Origin of the sequence: Lichenifustis flavocetrariae (assembly GCF_026130545.1) — a bacterium.
In the GTDB taxonomy this organism is placed as follows: Bacteria; Pseudomonadota; Alphaproteobacteria; order Rhizobiales; family Beijerinckiaceae; genus Lichenihabitans; species Lichenihabitans flavocetrariae.
The window spans coordinates 213,564-234,363 of sequence record NZ_JAMOIM010000007.1 but is presented as its reverse complement, the minus strand read 5'-3'; the positions used below and the strand labels follow the sequence as shown (position 1 = coordinate 234,363).

General features: G+C 64.0%; 21 protein-coding genes. 18 read left to right on the top strand and 3 right to left on the bottom strand.

Translation table 11 applies throughout. The features are described from left to right. Window positions 1-53 precede the first annotated feature (53 nt). Both M8523_RS13070 and M8523_RS13065 read left to right on the top strand, forming a co-directional pair. Entirely contained in the window at window positions 54-1,544 is a 1,491-nt protein-coding gene (locus tag M8523_RS13070; protein WP_282585308.1) for a D-alanyl-D-alanine carboxypeptidase family protein, read from the top strand. Next, window positions 1,541-2,710, top strand: coding sequence for a CobW family GTP-binding protein (locus tag M8523_RS13065; protein ID WP_282585307.1), 1,170 nt, complete (start codon window positions 1,541-1,543; stop codon window positions 2,708-2,710). Before M8523_RS13070 ends, M8523_RS13065 begins: the two co-directional genes overlap by 4 nt. 90 nt (window positions 2,711-2,800) lie before the next feature. On the opposite strand, the gene M8523_RS13060 is transcribed toward M8523_RS13065, so the two are convergent. Continuing rightward, window positions 2,801-3,256, bottom strand: a complete 456-nt coding sequence (locus M8523_RS13060) for an NUDIX hydrolase (protein WP_282585306.1) — start codon at window positions 3,254-3,256, stop codon at window positions 2,801-2,803. Window positions 3,257-3,531: 275 nt separating this feature from the next. Here M8523_RS13060 and M8523_RS13055 point away from each other — a divergent pair, with 275 nt between their 5' ends. The 8 genes from M8523_RS13055 (at window position 3,532) to M8523_RS13020 (ending at window position 12,126) form a co-directional block, all read left to right on the top strand. Then, window positions 3,532-5,337, top strand: coding sequence for a long-chain-acyl-CoA synthetase (locus tag M8523_RS13055; RefSeq protein WP_282585305.1), 1,806 nt, complete (start codon window positions 3,532-3,534; stop codon window positions 5,335-5,337). Beyond that, a complete protein-coding gene (locus tag M8523_RS13050; protein ID WP_282585304.1) occupies window positions 5,334-6,443 on the top strand; it encodes a GNAT family N-acetyltransferase in 1,110 nt (369 codons plus the stop codon). The genes M8523_RS13055 and M8523_RS13050 overlap by 4 nt, the downstream gene beginning before the upstream one ends. A gap of 250 nt (window positions 6,444-6,693) precedes the next feature. Continuing rightward, the gene (locus M8523_RS13045) at window positions 6,694-7,257 is read left to right on the top strand and encodes a F0F1 ATP synthase subunit delta (RefSeq protein ID WP_282585303.1); all 564 of its coding nucleotides are present in this window, start codon (window positions 6,694-6,696) and stop codon (window positions 7,255-7,257) included. After that, the gene (gene atpA / locus M8523_RS13040) at window positions 7,257-8,786 is read left to right on the top strand and encodes a F0F1 ATP synthase subunit alpha (protein WP_282585302.1); all 1,530 of its coding nucleotides are present in this window, start codon (window positions 7,257-7,259) and stop codon (window positions 8,784-8,786) included. Before M8523_RS13045 ends, atpA begins: the two co-directional genes overlap by 1 nt. Window positions 8,787-8,818: 32 nt before the next feature. Continuing rightward, on the top strand, window positions 8,819-9,694 hold the full coding sequence (locus M8523_RS13035) for a F0F1 ATP synthase subunit gamma (protein WP_282585301.1): 876 nt from the start codon (window positions 8,819-8,821) through the stop codon (window positions 9,692-9,694). Between the two features lie 66 nt (window positions 9,695-9,760). Beyond that, window positions 9,761-11,194, top strand: a complete 1,434-nt coding sequence (gene atpD, locus M8523_RS13030) for a F0F1 ATP synthase subunit beta (RefSeq protein WP_282585300.1) — start codon at window positions 9,761-9,763, stop codon at window positions 11,192-11,194. 200 nt (window positions 11,195-11,394) lie between these two features. Next, window positions 11,395-11,802 carry a F0F1 ATP synthase subunit epsilon gene (locus M8523_RS13025; protein WP_282585299.1) on the top strand — a complete coding sequence of 136 codons (408 nt, stop codon included), beginning with the start codon at window positions 11,395-11,397 and terminating at the stop codon, window positions 11,800-11,802. A 180-nt stretch (window positions 11,803-11,982) separates the two neighbouring features. Beyond that, window positions 11,983-12,126 carry a hypothetical protein gene (locus M8523_RS13020; RefSeq protein ID WP_282585298.1) on the top strand — a complete coding sequence of 48 codons (144 nt, stop codon included), beginning with the start codon at window positions 11,983-11,985 and terminating at the stop codon, window positions 12,124-12,126. 142 nt (window positions 12,127-12,268) lie between these two features. Here the strand turns inward: M8523_RS13020 and M8523_RS13015 are convergent, their stop codons facing one another. Further along, entirely contained in the window at window positions 12,269-12,427 is a 159-nt protein-coding gene (locus M8523_RS13015) for a YqaE/Pmp3 family membrane protein (RefSeq protein WP_282585359.1), read from the bottom strand. Between the two features lie 274 nt (window positions 12,428-12,701). On the opposite strand from M8523_RS13015, the gene M8523_RS13010 reads away from it, so the two are divergent. From M8523_RS13010 to M8523_RS12980, 8 genes are all read left to right on the top strand, one after another. Further along, a complete protein-coding gene (locus tag M8523_RS13010; RefSeq protein ID WP_282585297.1) occupies window positions 12,702-13,406 on the top strand; it encodes a FadR/GntR family transcriptional regulator in 705 nt (234 codons plus the stop codon). Further along, a complete protein-coding gene (locus M8523_RS13005; RefSeq protein ID WP_282585296.1) occupies window positions 13,403-14,566 on the top strand; it encodes an aminotransferase class I/II-fold pyridoxal phosphate-dependent enzyme in 1,164 nt (387 codons plus the stop codon). The genes M8523_RS13010 and M8523_RS13005 overlap by 4 nt, the downstream gene beginning before the upstream one ends. Window positions 14,567-14,576: 10 nt before the next feature. Beyond that, a complete protein-coding gene (locus tag M8523_RS13000; RefSeq protein WP_282585295.1) occupies window positions 14,577-15,839 on the top strand; it encodes an ABC transporter substrate-binding protein in 1,263 nt (420 codons plus the stop codon). A 151-nt stretch (window positions 15,840-15,990) separates the two neighbouring features. Then, window positions 15,991-16,923, top strand: a complete 933-nt coding sequence (locus tag M8523_RS12995; protein ID WP_282585294.1) for a carbohydrate ABC transporter permease — start codon at window positions 15,991-15,993, stop codon at window positions 16,921-16,923. After that, entirely contained in the window at window positions 16,923-17,750 is an 828-nt protein-coding gene (locus M8523_RS12990; RefSeq protein WP_282585293.1) for a carbohydrate ABC transporter permease, read from the top strand. The genes M8523_RS12995 and M8523_RS12990 overlap by 1 nt, the downstream gene beginning before the upstream one ends. Before the next feature lie 6 nt (window positions 17,751-17,756). Then, the gene (locus tag M8523_RS12985) at window positions 17,757-18,824 is read left to right on the top strand and encodes an ABC transporter ATP-binding protein (RefSeq protein WP_282585292.1); all 1,068 of its coding nucleotides are present in this window, start codon (window positions 17,757-17,759) and stop codon (window positions 18,822-18,824) included. 45 nt (window positions 18,825-18,869) lie between these two features. Next, a complete protein-coding gene (locus M8523_RS36735) occupies window positions 18,870-19,064 on the top strand; it encodes a BrnT family toxin (RefSeq protein WP_428350443.1) in 195 nt (64 codons plus the stop codon). A gap of 34 nt (window positions 19,065-19,098) precedes the next feature. Further along, window positions 19,099-19,407: a helix-turn-helix domain-containing protein gene (locus tag M8523_RS12980; protein ID WP_282585291.1), complete on the top strand. Its 309-nt coding sequence runs from the start codon at window positions 19,099-19,101 to the stop codon at window positions 19,405-19,407. Between the two features lie 107 nt (window positions 19,408-19,514). Here the strand turns inward: M8523_RS12980 and M8523_RS12975 are convergent, their stop codons facing one another. Further along, window positions 19,515-20,279, bottom strand: coding sequence for a L,D-transpeptidase family protein (locus M8523_RS12975; RefSeq protein ID WP_282585290.1), 765 nt, complete (start codon window positions 20,277-20,279; stop codon window positions 19,515-19,517). Window positions 20,280-20,800: the final 521 nt, after the last annotated feature.

Sequence of the window (20,800 nt, the reverse complement as noted above, 5' to 3'; positions counted from 1 at the left end):
TTTGTGAAACTTTCTTTCGCCGCTCTATGAGCCGGCGAGCAGGGCGGGTGCGGATGAGGGTTCTGAATGTCGGCCGGCGCGCGGCCCTGACTGCAGTCGCATTGTGCGTCGCCGCTGTCACACACGCACAGGCCAACCCGGCCCTCGTGGTCGATGTCGACTCGGGGCGCGTCCTGTATGAGACGCAGGGAACCGCCCCCTGGTTCCCGGCTTCGTTGACGAAGCTGATGACGACCTATGTGGCATTGAGCGCGGTGCGCGAAGGCCGGATCACGATGGATACGCCGTTGATGGTGTCGCCGCGGGCAGCGAGCCAGGCCCCATCCAAGATGGGGTTCCGGCCCGGCACGCTCGTGACGCTCGACAATGCGCTCAAGATGCTGATGGTGAAATCGCCCAACGACATCGCGGTGACGATCGCGGAAGGCATCGGCGGTTCGGTTGAGGATTTCGCCGAGCTGATGAACACGTCCGCGGCCCGGCTCGGGTTGCATGAATCGCATTTCGTCAATCCCAACGGGCTACCCGACCCGAACCATTATTCCTCGGCACGCGACATGGCGTTGATCGCGCGGGCGCTGCTCCGGGAATTCCCCGAGGAACGCGGCCTCTTCAACATTGGCGTGCTGGCCTTCGGCAACCAGATGATCAACAATCACAACGGGATGCTGGGGCGCTACCCGGGCGTCGACGGGATGAAGACCGGCTACACCTGCTCGGCCGGCTACAATGTGGTCCTGAGTGCCGAACGCGACGGCAGGCGCCTGATCACCGTTGTGCTAGGGGCTCCTTCGACCCTGACGCGCACCCAACGGGCCGCCATGCTGTTCGACCGTTACTTCGCCGACACGTCGAGCGACCAAGGTCAATTATCGAGCCTCGCATCCGGTCCGCCGACCGCGCCGCCGGATCTGCGCCCCACCATCTGCGGGCGGGGTCGCGCGAGCGCCATTGCCGAGGCCGAGGCCGAGGATGCCGCCACCGTGGCCGGGAGCGGGGACGCCTCGGGCGCGGTGGAGCGGGTCGGGACATCACCGGTGACGGCCGGCCCGAGTGTCATGTCGCTGCCGCGCATGGCCTTCACGCCCGTCCGCGTCTTCGTCGGTCCGGTTGACGGATGGACAGGGCCGATCGCCAAGGCGAAGGATATGGCCCTGCCGCCCGTGAGCGTGGCCAGTGCCACGGCCCGCAGCCAGGCCGCCTCGCTGGCGCCCATGCCCCCGCTGAGCGGCCCGACCGAATCGCCGGCTCCAGCGCCGTTGGCGCTCGTTGGCGCGGTGGCGCCACCGCCAGCCGCCGCGGCCGCCAACGCCTTCGTGCGCAAGACCAAGAGCCTCAGTTTGGCGGTGGCGACACCGAAGCACCGGCCGCATCCGCTGAAGCGGGCCGCAAAACTCCCCCCGACCAAGACGATCAGTATATTGGCAAAAACCCCGGGCCCCGCGAAAGCCGCCGCCCCCGCGGCCAAACCGCATAAGGCCGCGGCCAAACCGCATAAGGCCGTGGCCAAGCACCCGGTGGGCGGCAAGACGGCCGCGAAGTGACGCGGCAAGACGGCCGTGAAGTGACAGCGGAGGCCACGCGGCTGCAGCGGCGACCGCCGCCGCCGATCCCGATCCTGGTTCTGACGGGCTTCCTGGGCGCCGGAAAGACGACGCTCCTCAATGGCTGGATCCAATCCGGCGCCTTCGCGGATGCCGCCGTCATCATCAACGAGTTTGGTGAGATCGGCATCGACCATCTCCTGGTCGAAAAGGCCGAAGGCACGATGTTGACCCTGTCATCGGGCTGCCTCTGCTGCTCGGTGCGCGGCGACCTGATGGCGACGCTCGAAGACCTGATCCGCCGCCGCGACAATGGCCACGTGACGCCGTTCAACCGGCTGGTCATCGAAACCACGGGCCTCGCCGACCCGGCGCCGATCCTCAACACCCTGATGCTGCATCCCTATCTGCCGATGCGCTATCGCATCGACGCGGTCGTGACCGTCGTCGATGCGCTGCATGGCGCGGCGACACTCGACGCCCATGCGGAGGCGCGGAGCCAAGCCGCCGTGGCCGATACATTCGTGCTCACCAAGACGGATCTCGTCCCTGAATCTGAGGCGGCTGCGATCCTGCTGGCACGGCTGCGCGACCTCAATCCCGTGGCCCGCCTGCTGGATGCTGCGCGAGGCGAGGCGACGGCCGAGTCCGTTCTTCAAGCCGGGCTCTACGCCCTCGACGAGGGGCCGGGCCGTCCGCGCCGCTGGCTCGATCCGGACGTCTACAGGGCGCCGCATGACCATCATGAGCATGACGGTCACGACCATGCGCCGGGCGCGCATCATCATCACGACGGGATCGCTTCGACCTGCGTGACCAGCGACGGTCCGCTCGACCCGATCGCCTTCGGGCGGTTCGTCGATCTCGTGCGCGGCACGCACGGGGCGAAGCTCTTGCGTGTGAAAGGCCTCGTCGCGCCGACCGACGATCCTGACCATCCGCTGGTCATTCACGGCGTGCAGCATTTCTTCCACCCGCCCCACCGCCTCGACGGCTGGCCGGACGCGGACCACCGCTCCCGCCTCGTGTTCATTCTGCGCGATCTCGACCCGATCGTCATTGAACGCCTGTGGCTCGCCTTCTTCGGGCCGTTGGCGCCCGACAGGCCGGATGCGGCGGCGATGATGGAAAGCACGAGAGATAGCGCGGGCGGGCTCCTGGCCTGATGATCGCCGGCTCCGGTCAGACCCAAGGCGTTCGCCCGATGCTGTGAAGGGCCTGACTTGCGTGGCGATCGAGCGCTGAGCAGGAGTCGGTCAGTGCTCATCCCGGTCGAGGTAGTCTCGGAGGCGATCCTTGAAATGCCCGACCACTTCCGCGTGCTCGAAGAACGAACAGATCGGCATCAGGACCCAACGCTGCCCTTCGCTGCCGAATTTGACGGCGGCCAACTGTTCCGAGGTGATCGGAGCAACAAAAAAATAGCTCCCTGGCCGACTCTCAGATTGGCTCGGGTAACGCCTGGTCCATAGAAAGGTAGCCGGATCGAGAGCGATGCCGAACTCCTCCTCGACCTCGCGGCAAACACACGCGATCGGAGATTCGTCCCCTTCTCGTCCTCCACCCGGCAAATCCCACAAACCCGGGAAGGGAATACTGGGTTTGTTGTCACGCAGGTAGGCGACGAGGCTGGATTCGTGCAGAAGGGCGATTTTCGCACCTGTGAAAGCCGCACCATCCCACATGATGTTCGCCAATGATTCATCAGGCATATCTACGAGCGCTATATGGCCTTCCTGGGCGCGTCCAGACCGAAGCGCTTCCACATCTTTCGAGTCTCATGGCGTGGAAGCCGCTGGCTCCCGCGATCACGAAGTGGATGGCTCCAAATAGGAGCTGACCCGCTGAAAGCCGGCCGGCGTGAGGCAACGCGTTAAAGTGACTGCGCTCCCAAGCGTGCTCCCCGCTGACGTCAGCTCGCATTTTTGTGTATGTGTCCTTGAGCCGACCCCGAGAAGTCGGCGCTGACTTGAGTCAGGTGAGGCCGGTGTCGATTATCCAACGCGCGACGAACGAACTGCTCTATCTGCGGGGCGCTCTGCGGACCCTGCGCCGCGCCACCCCGATCGCCAAGACACCCACCCGCACGGTGCGGGATTTCATCGAGGAGATCGCCCAGAAATTCGGCGATCGGCCGGCGCTGGTATCGGATCGCGGCACGCTCACCTACCGGGGCCTCAACGCGCTCGCGAACCGCTATGCCCGTTGGGCGAAACAGCAGGGGATCGGACACGGGGACGTGGTCGCCCTGATGCTGACGAACCGTCCGGACTTTCTCGCGATCTGGCTGGGGATCGCCAAGGCGGGAGGCGCGACCGCGCTCATCAATACCAACCAGACCGGTGCAGCCCTGGCGCATTCCGTCAAAGTGGTCGGCGCCCGCTGGGCTATCGTCGAGGCAAGTCTGATGCCGGCCTTCCGGACCAGCGAGGCCGGCTTCGGACAACTCGTCGACGTGCATGTCTATGGCGCGGGTGAAGACCGGCTTCCTCGCGTCGACGAGGCCGTCAAGGCGTTTGGCGAAGACGACCTGCCGCCGGAGGCCCGCGTGCCGCTGACGATCGATGACAGATGCGTCTACGTCTACACGTCCGGTACCACCGGGCTGCCGAAGGCCGCCAATATCAACCACTATCGCGTCCTGCTCGCCATGCAGGCCTTCGCGGGCGTCTCGGGCGCCAAGGCCAGCGATCGCCTCTACACCTGCCTGCCGATGTATCACACCAACGGGGGCGTTCTGGCCCCCGGCTCCGTGCTGGCCGTCGGCGGCACCTGCGTGATCCGCGAGCGCTTTTCGGCCCGCGAGTTCTGGTCCGACATCGTCCGCCATGAATGCACGATGTTCATCTATATCGGCGAGCTCTGCCGATACCTCGTCAATTCCCCGCCTCACCCCGATGAGCGTCGCCACCACATCCGTCTCTGCTTCGGCAATGGCCTGCGGCCCGACGTCTGGCTGCCCTTCCGCGATCGCTTCCGCATCCCGCGCATCGTCGAATTCTACGGCGCCACGGAGGGAAACTCGACCCTGTTCAACTTCGACTCGACCCCCGGCGCGGTCGGCCGTATTCCGGGTTGGGCGGAGAAGAAATTCCCGATCCGCATCATCAAGTTCGACGTCGAGGCCGAGGCGCCGGTGCGTGACGCCAAGGGGCGCTGCATCATCTGCGCGCCCGACGAGCCTGGCGAGGCAATCGGCCAGATCCTGAACGACCCCGAGCGCCCAGCCAATCGTTTCGAAGGCTATGCCGACCGCACCGCGACCGAGAAGAAGATCCTGCGGGATGTCTTCGAGCCCGGCGATATCTGGTTTCGCACCGGCGACCTGCTGCGCAAGGACCGGCTCGGCTATTACTTCTTCGTCGACCGTGTCGGCGATACATTCCGGCGCAAGGGCGAGAATGTCGCCACATCCGAGGTCGCGGAGCAGCTGACATCGTTCCCCGGTGTCCGGGAGGCGACCGTCTACGGCGTCGCGGTTCCCGGGATCGACGGCAAGGTCGGCATGGCGTCGCTGGTGGTCGCCGATGTGGCGAGCTTCGACGCGAAGGCCTTCTACGCCCATTGTGCGACGCTTCTGGCCGATTACGCGCGGCCGGCCTTCGTTCGGTTTCCTCAGGCCCTCGACATCACGGGCACCTTCAAGCAACGCAAGGTGGAACTCGTAGCGGAGGGCTTCGACCCCGCCCGCACGGACGACCCGATCTTCGTGGTCAATCACGGCGCCAAGACCTTCGACCGCATCGATCCAGAGACCTACGGGCGCATCATCGCGGGCGCGATCCGGCTTTGAGGGAGGCGATCCGGGTCGCGTGTCTCGATGCCACCGAGGTAGCGGCGCATGTGCAGGCCTGGGCCGACCTCTCGCGTCGATGCCTCGAACCGAGCGTCTTCAATGAACCGGGTTTCGCATTGCCGGCCGCGCGCTTCATTCCAAGCCGCCGCCGTCCACGGTTCCTCTTGGCGTGGGACGAGAGCGACCCCGTCCGACTGATCGGCCTTTGCTGCATCCTCGAGCCGGTCCCCTTCTGGCCGGTCGCGGCTTGGCTTCACCCTCAAGCGACCGCCGCCTTTCCGCTGCTCGACAAGGTCGAAGCACCTCGGGCGCTCGCAGCCTTGCTGGATTGGACGCGGCGGCGCCCGTGGCGCCTCCCGGGCTTTCTGGTGCAAGGGGTGCCGGCCGATGCCGAGACGGCTCGCTTGTTTCGTACACTTCCCCACTGGGACACGATGGAGATCGAACGGCGCAGCCGAGCCGTTCTGCGGGCCGGCGACCCTTTGCCGAGCCCGGCCGGAAAGGAGTTTCGGCGCCAGGCGCGCCGCCTCGCCGAGCAGGGTGCCTGGATCGAAAGCATCGGGTCGCCAGAGACCGCGATGGGGGAAGCGCTCGACGATTTTCTACGCCTCGAGGCCGAAGGCTGGAAGGGTCGACGCGGTACAGCATTGGTGCAATCCGCCTGTCTCGCTCGCTTCGTGCGGAGCATGGTGCTGGAGTTGGCGGTTTCCGGCAGCTGCCGTATCGACCGGCTCGTTGTCGACGGTCGTCCGGTTGCAGCCGGTATCGTGCTGCGAAGCCAGTCTCGGGCCTATTTCTGGAAAACCGCCTATGACGAGGCCAGTGCCCGGTTATCGCCTGGTCTCCATCTCGCGGACGCCATCGGTCGCATACAATTGGAAGATCGCGAGATGATCCTCACCGATTCCTGCGCCATCCCGGATCATGCGATGATCGATCGGCTTTGGCCGGGTCGGATCAATGTGGTGGACCTGCTGGTGGGGCAGAGAGGTGGTTTTCCACCCACCTTTCGTGCCGCCGGCCGAATGGAGCGGATGCGCCGCCGCTTTCGCAGTTTCGGAAAAAAACTGCTTGCAGCGGCCTGGCGACGCAGGCCGCGCTGACGTGTCTGCCGCAATCCTGACCACTCTCGGCCATGATCGCCAATCGGTTTTCCGGGTCGTCTTACCCCGGTCGCCTGTCACATACGCTTGTGTCCCCCCCAACCTGTATGGTACGCAACCGCCGCTTCCTGAGACGCGGCTGTGCCTGAAACAGCAGCAGATCTATGACCAATCCTTGACCGGAACCGGGTGAGCATGCTGTGAACAGCATGCGTCCGCGGCGAGGATGTCACAACAAGAGCGAGGACACGTGGCCAACGAGGAGACCATCGCGACGGGAATGGCGGGGCGCTATGCGTCCGCCTTGTTTGCGTTGGCTCGCGACTCGCGTTCGATCGACCGGGTCGCCGAAGACCTCGATGGCTTCTTGAAGATGGTGAACGAGAGCGACGATCTGCGCCGTCTCGTGCGCAGTCCCGCCTTTTCGGCCGAAGATCAGGTTCGGGCCCTCGGTGCCGTGCTGGAGCGGGCGGGGGTGAGCGATCTCACGGCCCGCTTCCTCAAGCTCGTCGCATCGAAGCGTCGGCTTTTCGCCGTTGAGAACATGATCCGGGATTTCGCCGCGCTCAACGACAATGACAAAGGTGTCACTCGGGCGCACGTGACCGTCGCCGAGCCGCTGTCCAACCAGCAATGGTCGGAACTGCAGGACTCGCTTTCGACGATCAGCGGGGCCAAGTCCGTTGCTATGGACGTCTTCATCGATCCCGATCTGCTCGGCGGCATGGTGGTCAAACTCGGCAGCCGCATGATCGATTCGTCGCTTCGCACGAAGCTCAATTCCCTACGCACCCGCATGAAAGAGGTCGGTTGATGGATATCCGCGCGGCTGAAATTTCCGACATCCTCAAGCGCGAGATCGAGAATTTCGGCACCGAAGCCGAGGTCACGGAAGTCGGCCAGGTTCTGTCGGTCGGTGACGGCATCGCCCGCGTCTACGGCTTGGACAACGTTCAGGCCGGCGAGATGGTCGAGTTCGAGACGGGTGTGCGCGGCATGGCGCTCAATCTCGAAACCGACAATGTCGGTATCGTGATCTTCGGCACCGACCGCGACATCAAGGAAGGCCAGACGGTCAAGCGCACCGGCGCCATCGTGGACGTGCCGATCGGCAAGGAGTTGCTCGGCCGCGTCGTCGACGCGCTGGGCAACCCGATCGACGGCAAGGGTCCGATCAACGCCACCCGGCGCGCCCGCGTCGACGTCAAGGCGCCCGGCATCATTCCGCGCAAGTCGGTGAACGAGCCGATGTCGACCGGCCTCAAGGCCGTGGATGCGCTGATCCCGGTCGGCCGTGGCCAACGCGAGCTGATCATCGGCGACCGTCAGACAGGCAAGACCGCGATCGCCCTCGACGCGATGCTGAACCAGAAGTCGGTCAACGAAGGCACGGACGAAAGCGCCAAGCTTTATTGCGTCTATGTCGCGATCGGCCAGAAGCGCTCGACGGTTGCTCAGTTCGTGAAGGTGCTCGAAGAGAACGGTGCTCTCGACTACTCGATCATCGTGGCCGCCACGGCATCCGATCCGGCGCCGATGCAGTTCCTGGCGCCCTTCGCGGGTTGCGCCATGGGCGAGTATTTCCGTGACAACGGCATGCACGCGCTGATCACCTACGACGATCTGTCGAAGCAGGCCGTGGCCTATCGCCAGATGTCGCTCCTGCTGCGCCGCCCGCCAGGCCGCGAAGCCTATCCGGGCGACGTGTTCTACCTCCACTCGCGCCTGCTGGAGCGTTCGGCCAAGCTCAACGAAGCCAACGGCAGCGGCTCGCTGACGGCCTTGCCGATCATCGAGACCCAGGCCAATGACGTGTCGGCCTATATCCCGACCAACGTGATCTCGATCACCGACGGTCAGATCTTCCTGGAAACCGACCTGTTCTACCAGGGTATCCGGCCTGCCGTGAACGTGGGTCTTTCGGTGTCGCGCGTCGGCTCCTCGGCGCAGACCAAGGCCATGAAGAAGGTCGCGGGCAAGATCAAGGGCGAGCTCGCGCAGTACCGCGAAATGGCGGCCTTCGCGCAGTTCGGCTCGGATCTCGACGCCACCACGCAGAAGCTGCTCAACCGCGGCTCGCGCCTGACCGAACTCCTGAAGCAGCCGCAGTTCTCGCCGCTGAAGATGGAAGAGCAGGTCTGCGTGATCTATGCGGGCGTCAACGGCTATCTCGATGCCCTGCCGGTCAACCGGGTCCGTGCTTTCGAGGACGGTCTCCTTTCGATCCTGCGGAACCAGCAATCGGGCCTCCTGAACGACATTCGTACCTCCAAGGACCTGTCGGATGCCTCGGCCAGCACGCTGAAGAGCACGGTCGAGAATTACGCAAAGTCCTTCGCCTGAGACCCGGAACCAGATCAAGGACAGGTTAACCCATGCCCTCGTTGAAGGACCTCCGGAACCGGATCTCCTCGGTCAAGGCCACGCAGAAGATCACCAAGGCCATGCAGATGGTCGCGGCTGCGAAATTGCGCCGCGCCCAAATGGCGGCCGAGGCGGCACGTCCCTTCGCCGAGCGGATGGAAAAAGTGCTGGCTAACCTCGCGGCCGGCGTCGGATCCGGTGGCCCGGCTCTGCTGGCCGGCAACGGCAAGGACCAGGTGCATCTTCTGGTCGTCGCCACCGCCGAGCGAGGCCTTTGCGGGGCCTTCAACTCGTCGATCTCGCGTCTCGCCCGTGACCATGCGGTCCGGCTCATGGGGCAGGGCAAGACTGTCAAAATCCTCTGCATCGGCAAGAAGGGCGCAGACATCCTGCGGCGGCAGTTCGGTGGTCAGATCATTGATGTCGTCGACCTTCGTGCCGTGAAGCGGCTTGGCTACGAGCATGCCGATCCGATCGGCAAGCGCATCATCGCAATGTTCGAGGCGGGCGAATTCGACGTCTGTACCCTGTTCTTCTCGCGCTTCCGCTCCGTGATCGCCCAGGTGCCGACGGCGCTGCGGCTGATCCCGGCGGAACTGCCTGCGTCCGACACACCCGCCACCGGCAACGGCGTGATCTATGAATACGAGCCGGACGAAGAGACGATCCTGGCGTCGCTTTTGCCGCAGAACATTTCGATCCAAATCTTCCGGGCGCTCCTCGAAAATGCCGCTTCCGAACAGGGTGCGCGGATGAGCGCCATGGACAGTGCCACCCGCAATGCGGGCGAGATGATCAAGAAGCAGACCATGAAATACAACCGGTCGCGTCAGGCGATGATCACGAAGGAACTCATCGAGATCATCTCGGGCGCAGAGGCGCTCTGACGCCATGTTCGGTTCACTTGAAATCAGTCAGGCGCTCCGCGCCGCAGCCAGTAGGGATTGTGGTTCATGACATTCGCTGAAAGCAACCGTGCCGTCGGCCATGTCACGCAGGTGATTGGCGCCGTGGTCGACGTGAAGTTCGACAGCCACCTGCCCGAAATTTTGAACGCGCTCGAGACGACCAACAACGGCAACCGTTTGGTGCTCGAAGTTGCGCAGCATCTCGGTGAGAATTCCGTCCGCTGCATCGCCATGGACGTCTCCGAGGGCCTGACCCGCGGCCAGAAGGTCACGGACACGGGTGCCCCGATCATGGTGCCGGTGGGCGAGGGCACGCTCGGCCGCATCATCAACGTGATCGGAGAACCGGTGGACGAGGCTGGCCCGGTCCATGCGACCGGCACGCGATCCATCCATCAGCCGGCCCCGAGCTATGCCGAACAGGCGACAGAGGCGCAGATCCTGGAAACGGGCATCAAGGTCGTCGACCTGCTCGCGCCCTACGCCAAGGGCGGCAAGATCGGCCTCTTCGGTGGCGCCGGCGTGGGCAAGACCGTGCTGATCATGGAACTCATCAACAATGTCGCGAAGGCGCACGGCGGTTATTCCGTGTTCGCCGGCGTGGGCGAGCGCACCCGCGAGGGCAACGACCTTTATCACGAGATGATCGAGGGCGGCGTCAACAAGGCCGGCGGTGGCGAGGGGTCGAAATGCGCCCTCGTGTACGGCCAGATGAACGAACCGCCTGGGGCCCGAGCCCGCGTGGCGCTCACCGGCCTGACGGTGGCGGAAGACTTCCGCGACAAGGGGCAGGATGTGCTGTTCTTCGTCGATAACATCTTCCGCTTCACCCAGGCCGGCTCGGAAGTGTCGGCGCTGCTTGGACGTATTCCCTCTGCGGTGGGTTATCAGCCGACGCTCGCGACCGACATGGGTGCGCTGCAGGAGCGGATCACAACCACCAACAAGGGATCGATTACCTCGGTGCAGGCCATCTATGTGCCGGCCGACGACTTGACCGACCCGGCGCCCGCCACCTCATTCGCGCATTTGGATGCGACCACGGTGTTGTCGCGCTCGATCGCGGAGAAGGGCATCTACCCGGCCGTCGATCCGCTCGACTCGACGTCACGCATGTTGTCACCGCTCGTCGTCGGAGAGGAGCACTACAACATCGCTCGTCAGGTGCAGCAGGTGTTGCAGCGCTACAAGGCCCTGCAGGACATCATCGCGATTCTCGGCATGGACGAGCTCTCGGAAGAGGACAAGATCGCGGTTGCCCGCGCCCGCAAGATCGAGCGCTTCCTGAGCCAGCCGTTCCACGTGGCCGAAGTCTTCACCGGCTCGCCCGGCAAGCTCGTCTCGCTCGCCGATACGATCAAGGGCTTCAAGGGGCTCGTCGAGGGCAAGTATGACAACTTGCCGGAAGCGGCTTTCTACATGGTCGGCACCATCGAGGAAGCGCAGGAAAAGGCGCAGAAGCTCGCCCAACAGGCCTAACAGGGTTCAGAGCGGGCGCCCGCCCGGACCACAGGCCCGAACGGCCGGTTGATGCGATGCCGGGTGTCTGGCCAGTCAGTACATCGGTGTCGACGTGCTGTGGCAATGGGTGGGAAGTGCTTTTGGTCATGGTTGGGTCGAACCCGGCCATGATGGTCGACGGAACCGCGTCGACATCTCGATGAAGGATCAGGACTAGCATGGCCGCCCCTTTCCCGTTCGAACTCGTCTCCCCCGAGCGCCTCCTGTTTTCCGGTGAGGTCGAAGAAGTCGTCGTACCGGGTGTCGAGGGCGACCTGACGGTGCTCAAGGACCACGCGCCGCTGATGACGACACTTCGCCCGGGTGTGGTCACGATCGGTGAAGCCGGCGGCAAGCGCACGCGCCTTTTCGTGCGCGGCGGCTTCGCCGATGTAGCGCCGAACGGCCTGACCATCCTGGCCGAATCGGCCATGCCGGTCGAAGAATTCGACGCGGCCAAACTCGAAATCGAGCTCCAGGACGCGAACGAGGTTCTCGCGGCCTCCAAGACTGAGGACAGCCGTCGGATCGCATCGGAGCGTGTCGATCAACTGAAATCCCTGCAGATGACGATGCCGGGCGTCTAACGCTTCGGCTGACACCGGCGACATATCGGGCGTTCGGAGCGATGAGCCTGCATCTCCAGGCCTTTTGAGAAGCCCCGGCTCCTCAAGAATTTAGACATGCATCCCGAAAATATGTGATGTTCTAAGCCGGCCAGCCTCTTTTGAAAGCCGGCAACCGAAAGCGTATCAACTAAGCTGACCGTGAACCTCGCGGCAGCTGCCGCCACCAAGTCGAGGACCGAGGCCATCGCGGCCACGCATCGGGCTGGCATGCACGACCACGACAGCGTGATCGCGATGCTGATGGCCAGTGTGGTCGGCTATGACGGTAGCTACGAGCCGTGATTGGCCGCGCGCCAGAACGCTTTCGACAGCTCCAGCGACACCATGTCTCCAGCTGGCGACAAGAATGGATCCTCGCGGCTTATTGGACCTAGGCCAAGGGCGTGGAGCTTTCCAAAAAACGCCTGCAGGATCCGATCCAGACCTAAGCCGCACTCTCGCGCTGCGTGACCACCAAGGCCCAAATCGTCGCTGGGATCCAGCCGATCAAGGTGATGTGCAGGATGATGCACAAAATGCCTTGAATGATGTGCCCTCGCAGGAACATCGCGAGCCAGGGTGCGATGAAGCAGATGAGGATCATGACCACGGCGATAGATGCTCCTTGGGGTGGATCAGGACAGACTGATCCACGTATGTGGACATAACGTTTGATAGTCCTCACCGTTCCGTGTCTTCGTCGCCGCAGCCCGAACTGCCTAAGGCGTGTCGAAGCGGCGATGGTCACCTGGCGATGAACAAGTTCCATCGACAGGATCCAGCGTCTTGACTTAACCGAGACGTGCGTAGAACATCAGACGTCAGACCAATTCGGGTACAACGTGGCCTCTACCCCCGCCAGAGCCGCCCCAGTCCAGATGCCTCCCGGACTCGCGCCGCTGCCGCGCAGCGATCGTGTGGAGAGCGTGTCCCGGGCGCTGTCGGATTACATCGGTCAGGCCGCACTTCGACCGGGCGATCGCATTCCTGCAGAGCGGGATCTGATGAGGTCGTTGGCGGTCGGCCGCTCCACGGTCCGCGAGGTCATTCGCCAGTTCCAGGCGCTCGGGATCGTCGAAGCGCGCAAAGGCAGCGGCACCTATCTGCGGAGGGTGGCGTCGGCCGATGCCATCCATGTCCCGCTGACCATCGAGCCCGGGGCGTTGCGGGACCGACTGCTGCAGACCTTGGAGGTCCGGCGCGGCTTGGAGGTCGAAGCCAGTGCGATCGCGGCGCGCCACGCCACGGCGAAAGATCTGCGCATCATCGAGGAAAAGCTCGACGCCATGGAACTGGTACATCTGGCCAGGGGCACGGCGGGGCGTGAGGACCTGGCGTTCCATCTCGCCATCTATGACGCCACCGGCAACCCGCTGTTCCGGCAATTGCTGGAGGGGATCCGGGAAGGCTTCGAACACTTTTTCGACAAGCCGTTCGACAGGCCCGATTTCGCGCGCCGCTCGTTCCCCTTCCATCGCGAGCTCTTCGAGGCGATCCACAAGGGGGACGAGAAAAAGGCGCGGCGCAAGACGAAGGCCATCCTGGCGATCGTCGAAGAGGACATCAGGGCCATGGCACGATGACGATCGATCCCGCCGAACGCGCTCGGCTCATCGTCGCGCATGATGGCGCCCACGCCTTCGACGCCGTCGTGCCGCCGATCGTGCAGACCTCGCTGTTCACCTTCCCGAGCATGGCCGACATGGTCGAGACCTATGCGGGCCGGAAGAGCCGGCCGGTCTACTCGCGGGTCGGCAACCCGACCGTAAGCGCCTTCGAGGAAAAGATGGCGGCGCTTGAGCAGACCGATGACGCGATCGGGTTTCCGAGCGGCATGGCCGCGATCTCGGGAGCGATCCTTGCCTTCATCAAGCCTGGCGACCGCATCGTCTGCGTGCGGCATGTCTATCCGGATGCGTATAGGCTCTTCGAAGGCCTGTTGAAGGGCTGGGACGTATCGACCGTCTATGTGGACGGAGGCGACCCCGACGCCATCGCTGCGGTGCTGCCCGGCGCGAAGCTGCTCTACCTCGAAAGCCCCAATAGCTGGATGATGGAGGCACATGACGTCGGGACGCTGGCGGCGCTCGCCCGACGGCACGGCGTGATGACGATGATCGACAATTCCTGGGCGACGCCGGTCTTCCAGCAGCCGGCCACGCTCGGCGTCGACCTCGTGATCCACTCGGCGTCGAAATATATCGGCGGCCACAGCGATGTGGTGGCCGGCGTCGTGGCGGGGCGGCACGAACTCGTCGACCACATCCGCCGCACCATCTGCCCGTATATCGGGGCGAAGCTCGCCCCCTTCGAGGCGTGGCTGCTGTTGCGTGGGCTGCGCACGCTGCCCGAGAGGGTGCGGGCTCACGAGGCCTCGGCGCTCACACTGGCGCGGCATCTGGTTGCGCATCCATTGGTCACGGCCGTGCATCACCCCGGCCTCGCCAATCGCCTGCCGCCCGGCCTTCTCGGAACAACCGGCTTGTTCTCCTTCGAGGCGCATGAAAGCCTCGACATCCCGGTCTTCTGCGATGCGCTGAAGCTCTTCAAGATCGGTGTGAGCTGGGGCGGTCACGAGAGCCTCGTGGTGCCGGCCCTCGTCACGCGCGTTCAGGCCGCGGGTCCAAACTCGGCGGTGGATTTCGGCGTGCCGGAGCGCATGGTGCGCCTCCACGTCGGTTTGGAGGGAACCAACGCCCTCTGGTCGGACCTCACCGCGGCCTTCGAGACCGCCAAACGATAGGGGAAACGCGATGTTGAAACGCCTGCTCGTGACCACCGCCCTGACACTCGTCGGGCTCGCGCCGGCCGCCGCCGACACGACGCTGAAGCTTGTCGAGGTCATCACCAGCCCCGAGCGGACCGAGACCCTGAAGGAGATCGTCGCCGGCTTCGAGAAAGCCAATCCGGGCACCCATGTCGAGATCACCTCGCTGCCCTGGGGTCAAGCCTTCGAGAAATTCGCCACCATGGTGTCGGCCGGCGACACGCCGGACGTCATGGAAATGCCCGACCGGTGGCTCGCCCTCTACGTGGGCTCGAAGCGGCTTGAGAACCTAGAGCCCTATCTGGCCAAGTGGGACAACACCAAGGGCCTGAACGATCGCGCGCTGGAAATGGGCCGCTTCGTCGACAAGACGGCTTACATGCTCCCCTACGGCTTCTATCTGCGCGCCCTGTTCTACAACAAGGTGCTGTTCAAGCAGGCCGGCATCGAGACGCCGCCCAAGACGGTCGACGACTTCGTGGCCGACGCCAAGAAGATCGCGACGATCCCGGGCAAGTCCGGCTATTGCCTTCGCGGCGGCCCCGGCGGCCTGAACGGCTGGATGATGTTCGGCGCCACGATGGCGGGCTCGGACGAGTTCTTCAAACCCGACGGCACCTCGACGATGAGTGAGCCCGATTGGGTCAAGGGCTCGGCCGTGCTGGTGGATCTCTACAAGAGCGGCGCGGCCCCGAAGGACAGCGTCAACTGGGGCTTCAACGAGATCGTCTCGGGCTTCTATTCCGGCACCTGCGCCATGCTGGATCAGGACCCGGATGCCCTGATCGCGATCGCGGAGCGCATGAAGCCGGACGAATTCGGCGTCACCACCATGCCGAAGGGCCCGAGCGGCAAGGCCTACCCCACCATCGGCTATGCGGGCTGGTCGATGTTCGCGGACTCGAAGAACAAGGATCTCTCCTGGAAGCTGATCGCGGCGCTCGACGGGCCGGAAGGCAACATCGCCTGGAACAAGCGCACGGGCGCCTTGCCGATCTATAAGGCGGCCGAGACCGACCCGTTCTACGCGGGCGAGCAGTTCAAGGGTTGGTTCAACGAACTTGCCGACAAGGACGTGCATCCGCTGGTGATGCCGACCTACCTGTCGGGCTTCGCGTATTTCGCCGATTCAATCGCGGTCAAGACGAGCCAGCAGGCGTTGCTCGGCCAGATCACGCCCGAGCAGTTGAACACCCAATGGGCCGATGCGCTGACCAAGGCGAAGAAGAAGGACATGGCGAAGAAGTGAGAGGTCTCGTCTTTCCTTCTCCCACGCGAGCGGGAGAAGGTGCCCCGGAGGGGCGGATGAGGGCGACCTCAGACGCCGAGCCGACCCTCATCCGTCACTGCTTCGCCGCGACACCTTCTCCCGTTCGCACGGGAGAAGGGAGCACTTCTCTATGACCACCCTCGACCTCTCCGCCTCGCCCGCCCCACCTCACGCGCTGCTGCGCCGCATCGTCCTGAAGGCCGAGCCCTATCTCTATTGCTTTCCGGCCCTGTTTCTCATCGCCGCCATCATGCTGGTGCCGCTGATCGTCGGGCTCTCCTATGCGTTCCGCGATCTTGTCCTGCTCGACCCGGCGAGCGGCGATTACATCGGCCTCACGCATTTCGGCGAGATCTGGGCGGATGCGAATTTTTGGAATGCGCTGCAGAACACCGCCATCTGGACGATCGTTTGCGTCGCGCTGCAGTTCGGCCTTGGGCTGACGTTGGCGCTGCTGCTCAACCAGCCCTTCCGGGGCCGTGGCCTGATCCAGGCGCTGGTCTTCCTGCCCTGGGCGGTGCCGAGTTTTCTATCGGGCCTCAACTGGGCCTGGATGTTCAACCCCGTGATCGGACCGTTGCCCTACGTGTTCCAGGCGCTCGGCTTGATGCAAACGCCCGATAACATCCTGTCGAGCCCCGACCATGCGATCTGGGGGCCGATCATCGCCATGGTCTGGTGGGGCATCCCGTTCTTCGCCATCACGCTGCTGGCCGCCCTGCAATCCATCCCGAAGGACATCTACGAGGCCGCCGCCATCGACGGGGCCGGCGCGGTGGAGCGGTTTCGCTCCATCACCCTGCCGTTCCTGGCCCCCACCATGGCCATCACGGTGTTGCTGCGCACCGTGTGGATCGCCAATTCGGCCGACCTGATCGTGGTGATGACGCATGGCGGCCCCGCCGATTCGACCCAGATCCTCGCGAGCTACATCTTCACACAGGCCTTCCAGCGGCTCGATTTCGGCTACGCCTCGGCGCTGGCGGCCGTGATGCTCGTGCTGCTGCTCGCCTATGCGATGGCGCTCGTTGCCGTGCGCCAGACCTTGCTGGCGCGGCACTGATGCGCAATCCCGGCTACTGGATCTTTCATTACGGGCTGCTGGCGCTCTTCGTCGTCTTCGCGCTGTTCCCGCTGTTCTGGCTCTTCAAGGTCTCGATCACCCCGAACGACCTCCTGTACAGCGAAGGGGTCCGGATCTGGCCGTCGCGCATGAGCTTCGACCATTACGGGGCGGTTCTCCGCCATTCGGATTTCCCGCTGTTCTTTCGCAATAGCGTGATCGTCTCCACCTTGACGGCTTTTTTCTCGACGATCTTCGCGGCGGCGGGCGGTTATGCCTTCTCGCGCTTCACCTTCGGCGGCAAGCTGTGGATCGTCGGGCTTCTGCTCGTCACGCAGATGTTCCCACTGGTGATGATCGTCGCCCCGATCTTCCGCCTTCTGGCGCCGCTGGGCCTGACCAACAGCCTGACGGGTCTCGTCATCGTCTACACGGCCTTCAACGTGCCGTTCGCCGTGTTCCTGATGCAGAGCTTCTTCGATGGCATCCCGAAGGAGTTGGAGGAAGCCGCCATGATGGATGGCGCGAGCCGCTTTCAGGCCCTGCTTCAGATCATCTTTCCCCTGACCCTGCCCGGGATCGCCGCGACGCTTGGCTTCGTGTTCACGGCGGCCTGGAGCGAGCTGCTTTTCGCCCTCATGTTGAATTCCTCGACGGCGGCCAGCACCTTTCCGGTCGGATTGCTGGCCTTCGTGTCGAAGTTTTCCGTCGATTTCGGGCAGATGATGGCGGCGGGCGTGCTGGCGCTCATTCCCGTCTGCGTCTTCTTCTTCTTCATCCAGCGCTATCTCGTGCAGGGCCTCACGGCCGGCGCGGTGAAAGGATAAGGGGCCATGGCATCGATCGATATCGCCGCGGTCCGCAAGAGCTATGGCGCGACGCCGGTGCTGCGCGGCATTGATCTGACGATCGCCAACGGCGAATTCGTGGTGCTGGTCGGCCCCTCGGGTTGCGGCAAGTCCACGTTGCTCCGCCTCATCGCCGGACTGGAACTGATCGACAAGGGCGAGATCCGCATCGGCGGCCGGCGTGTCAACGACCTGCCGCCGAAGGACCGCGACCTCGCCATGGTGTTCCAGAGCTACGCGCTCTATCCGCACATGAGCGTGCGCGACAACATGAGCTATGCGCTGCGCCTGCGCAAAACCCCCAAGGAGAAGATCGCGGCCGCGCTGAAGGGCGCCTCGGCCAAGCTCGGCCTCGATGCGCTCATCGAGCGCAAGCCCCGCGCGCTCTCGGGCGGCCAGCGCCAGCGCGTCGCCATGGGCCGCGCCATCGTGCGCGACCCGCAGGCCTTTTTGTTCGACGAGCCCCTGTCCAACCTCGACGCCCGCCTCCGCGAACAGATGCGGTTCGAGATCAAGAAGCTGCACCGCGACCTCGGCGCCACCTCGGTCTATGTCACGCATGACCAGATCGAGGCCATGACCATGGCGGACCGCATCGTGGCGATGAACGAAGGGGTGATCCAGCAGGTGGGATCACCCTCCGACCTCTACGACAATCCGGCGAACCTATTCGTCGCGGGTTTCATCGGCTCGCCGGCCATGAACTTCCTGCAGGCCCGGACGGTCGCCGGACCCGGCGGCATGAGTGTGACTGTGGGGCAGGCCGAGATCGCCAAGGTGCCGCCCGCGACACCAACCGGTCCCGTCGTTCTCGGCCTCCGCCCCGAACGCATCACGCTCACGGCTCCGGGGCAGGGCGCTCAAGCGGCTGTCGATCTGGTTGAGCCGACAGGACTTGGCATGATCGTCCACCTCGACCTCGACGGCCAGCAGTTGAAGACGTTCACTACCGAACGGTTGCCCCTAAAGGCAGGGGAGCGGGTGGGCCTCATGGTGCCGCCCGGAAGCTTTTGCTTGTTTGCGCCGGGTACGGGGGAGCGGTTGGCTGGCTAGATTTAGATGCGATCTTTGAGTATGTACGGGTGACCCGTAGTTTCTATGATGCTGACAGGGACCGAGTTCGAAAACGCCGCACGTAATGCTGATGAGGAAAAGCGTTGGAAGGTTGTCGGATTGATCGACGACCGCCTGTTCACTGTCGTGTTCACGATGCGGGATGGAATATGCAGGCTTATTTCCGCCCGGCGTTCGAATGTAAAAGAAAAGCGGACCTATGGGACGCCTGCGGTTTGATCCGGCCAACCCTCCGCGACTGACGTCGGAGCAGTTGACCGCTCTCGACGCGCTCACGCCCAATCTGATTGAGCAAAACGCCGAAAGCGACCCCGACAATCCTCCGCTGACCAATGCCGAGTTGAAACGGATGCAGACCGCCAGGGCTGTGCGCGCCGTGCGGGCATCGCGCGGCATGACGCAAGCCGCCTTCGCTGAGACCTATGGCATAGCGGTGACCCGCTTGCGCGATTGGGAACAGGGTCGGCATGTACCGGACAGCATGGCCCTGGCCTACCTCGCGACGATTGCTCATGAGCCTGAAGCTGTCGCTCGTGCTTTTGAGAAGGCCCGAGCCGCGTGATCCCGGACTGGCCTCCATTCTCGTATGATCACCTGACTGGCGGGCACGCCGCTGACATCTCTCCTGTCACGCATCCGGCCCGTTGGCGCGTTTCGACCGGAGTGTCCTCACAGCCGCGTACAACTCCCTCCGCCGCTCAAATGTGTCATTGCCGTCTGCGCATCGAACACGTAGCGGCCGTTGCAAGCCGACACGTCCGGCGGCTGCAGGTTGCGGTCGAAGTAGTCGGTCCCTTCCTTGAGGTTTTCCCAGAACGGCGCATTGGCATCCGTGCGCGCGCGGTCGAGATTGTCGGCCGTCATGCGGAACGGCAGGGCCTGGACCTGGAAGCGATCCTGTCCGGCGTGGAACGCCTCGTAGGCGAGGCCGTAGATTTCTTCCATCTGCTCGTTGGTCATGGCGTAGCAGCCGACAGACCGGCAGCCACCGTGCACCATCAGCGAGTCGCCCGTACGGCCATACGAGCGGTCGAAGGCGTTGGGGTAGCCGAGATTAAAGGAGAGATACTCGCGCGAATGCGGGTTCATCTGGCCGGGACCGATTTCGTAGAATCCCTCAGGTGCCTGATGATCGCCTTCGGCCTTCTTGGGTCCGATCGCGCCCGAGAAATGGCAGATGGCATAGCTCTTGAGTAGCCGGAAGGCTCCGCCGCGGTCCTGCTTCCAGACCTCCAGTGTGCTCTCCTGCTTGTAGATGCGGACGAAGATCGGCGCCCCACGGTCCATGTTCATGGACTCCATGAGGGCCAGCGTTTGCGGGTAGACCGTGCCGGTCTTGACCTGCTCCATCTCGGCGGCGCAGCCCGCGACGAGCAGCATGAGCAGCGCCGCCGAGAGCAACTTCGCCCAACCTTTCTTCAGAACATCGATCAATGGCCAACCACCTGCAGAACCGCGGGACCGGCAGGATCTGCCGGGGAAAGGCAGATAAAATGTGACGCAAGGCTTTACCGGACCGTGAACGATGCTCGGGATCGCGTGCAGTCACGGGAATAAGACCAAGCTGCATGAGTTTCGACGGGTCGCCCTGGCCGGATATCGGGTTTTGACCCTTCGCCCCGCTTGCGGCTGCGGCATTCCCACATCTTAGCGAGCTTCCCGGAATTCCCCTCTCCCTTGTGGCAAGCGGTTAGGGGTGAGGGTCGCAATGGGAGAAAGCTTGGCTTCCTGAAGGAAACCGCGCGTTCGTCGCGACCCTCACCCCCCAACCCCTCTCCACAAGGGAGGGGAGAAAACCGCACCAGGCTTTTGACAATGTGTGGATTCGATAGTCGCTTGCGGGGCGAAGGGACACGGCACCCGTCGAGCCTCATGCAGGTCAGTAGACGCTGTCGTCGTCGAGCGAGCATTAAACCTAGCAAGGCATAATGCGGCCTGCCGGTCGCCGGCCACGC

What these genes read in the sequence shown, in the direction of transcription:
- M8523_RS13025 (WP_282585299.1), top strand. Translation starts at nt 11,395, where the DNA reads ATGGCCGCCCCTTTCCCGTTCGAACTCGTCTCCCCCGAGCGCCTCCTG.
- M8523_RS13060 (WP_282585306.1), bottom strand. Translation starts at nt 3,256, where the DNA reads ATGCCTGATGAATCATTGGCGAACATCATGTGGGATGGTGCGGCTTTC.
- atpA (WP_282585302.1), top strand. Translation starts at nt 7,257, where the DNA reads ATGGATATCCGCGCGGCTGAAATTTCCGACATCCTCAAGCGCGAGATC.
- M8523_RS13070 (WP_282585308.1), top strand. Translation starts at nt 54, where the DNA reads ATGAGGGTTCTGAATGTCGGCCGGCGCGCGGCCCTGACTGCAGTCGCA.
- M8523_RS13035 (WP_282585301.1), top strand. Translation starts at nt 8,819, where the DNA reads ATGCCCTCGTTGAAGGACCTCCGGAACCGGATCTCCTCGGTCAAGGCC.
- M8523_RS13015 (WP_282585359.1), bottom strand. Translation starts at nt 12,427, where the DNA reads ATGATCCTCATCTGCTTCATCGCACCCTGGCTCGCGATGTTCCTGCGA.
- M8523_RS36735 (WP_428350443.1), top strand. Translation starts at nt 18,870, where the DNA reads ATGATGCTGACAGGGACCGAGTTCGAAAACGCCGCACGTAATGCTGAT.
- M8523_RS12995 (WP_282585294.1), top strand. Translation starts at nt 15,991, where the DNA reads ATGACCACCCTCGACCTCTCCGCCTCGCCCGCCCCACCTCACGCGCTG.
- M8523_RS13010 (WP_282585297.1), top strand. Translation starts at nt 12,702, where the DNA reads ATGCCTCCCGGACTCGCGCCGCTGCCGCGCAGCGATCGTGTGGAGAGC.
- M8523_RS12985 (WP_282585292.1), top strand. Translation starts at nt 17,757, where the DNA reads ATGGCATCGATCGATATCGCCGCGGTCCGCAAGAGCTATGGCGCGACG.
- atpD (WP_282585300.1), top strand. Translation starts at nt 9,761, where the DNA reads ATGACATTCGCTGAAAGCAACCGTGCCGTCGGCCATGTCACGCAGGTG.
- M8523_RS13005 (WP_282585296.1), top strand. Translation starts at nt 13,403, where the DNA reads ATGACGATCGATCCCGCCGAACGCGCTCGGCTCATCGTCGCGCATGAT.
- M8523_RS12990 (WP_282585293.1), top strand. Translation starts at nt 16,923, where the DNA reads ATGCGCAATCCCGGCTACTGGATCTTTCATTACGGGCTGCTGGCGCTC.
- M8523_RS13000 (WP_282585295.1), top strand. Translation starts at nt 14,577, where the DNA reads ATGTTGAAACGCCTGCTCGTGACCACCGCCCTGACACTCGTCGGGCTC.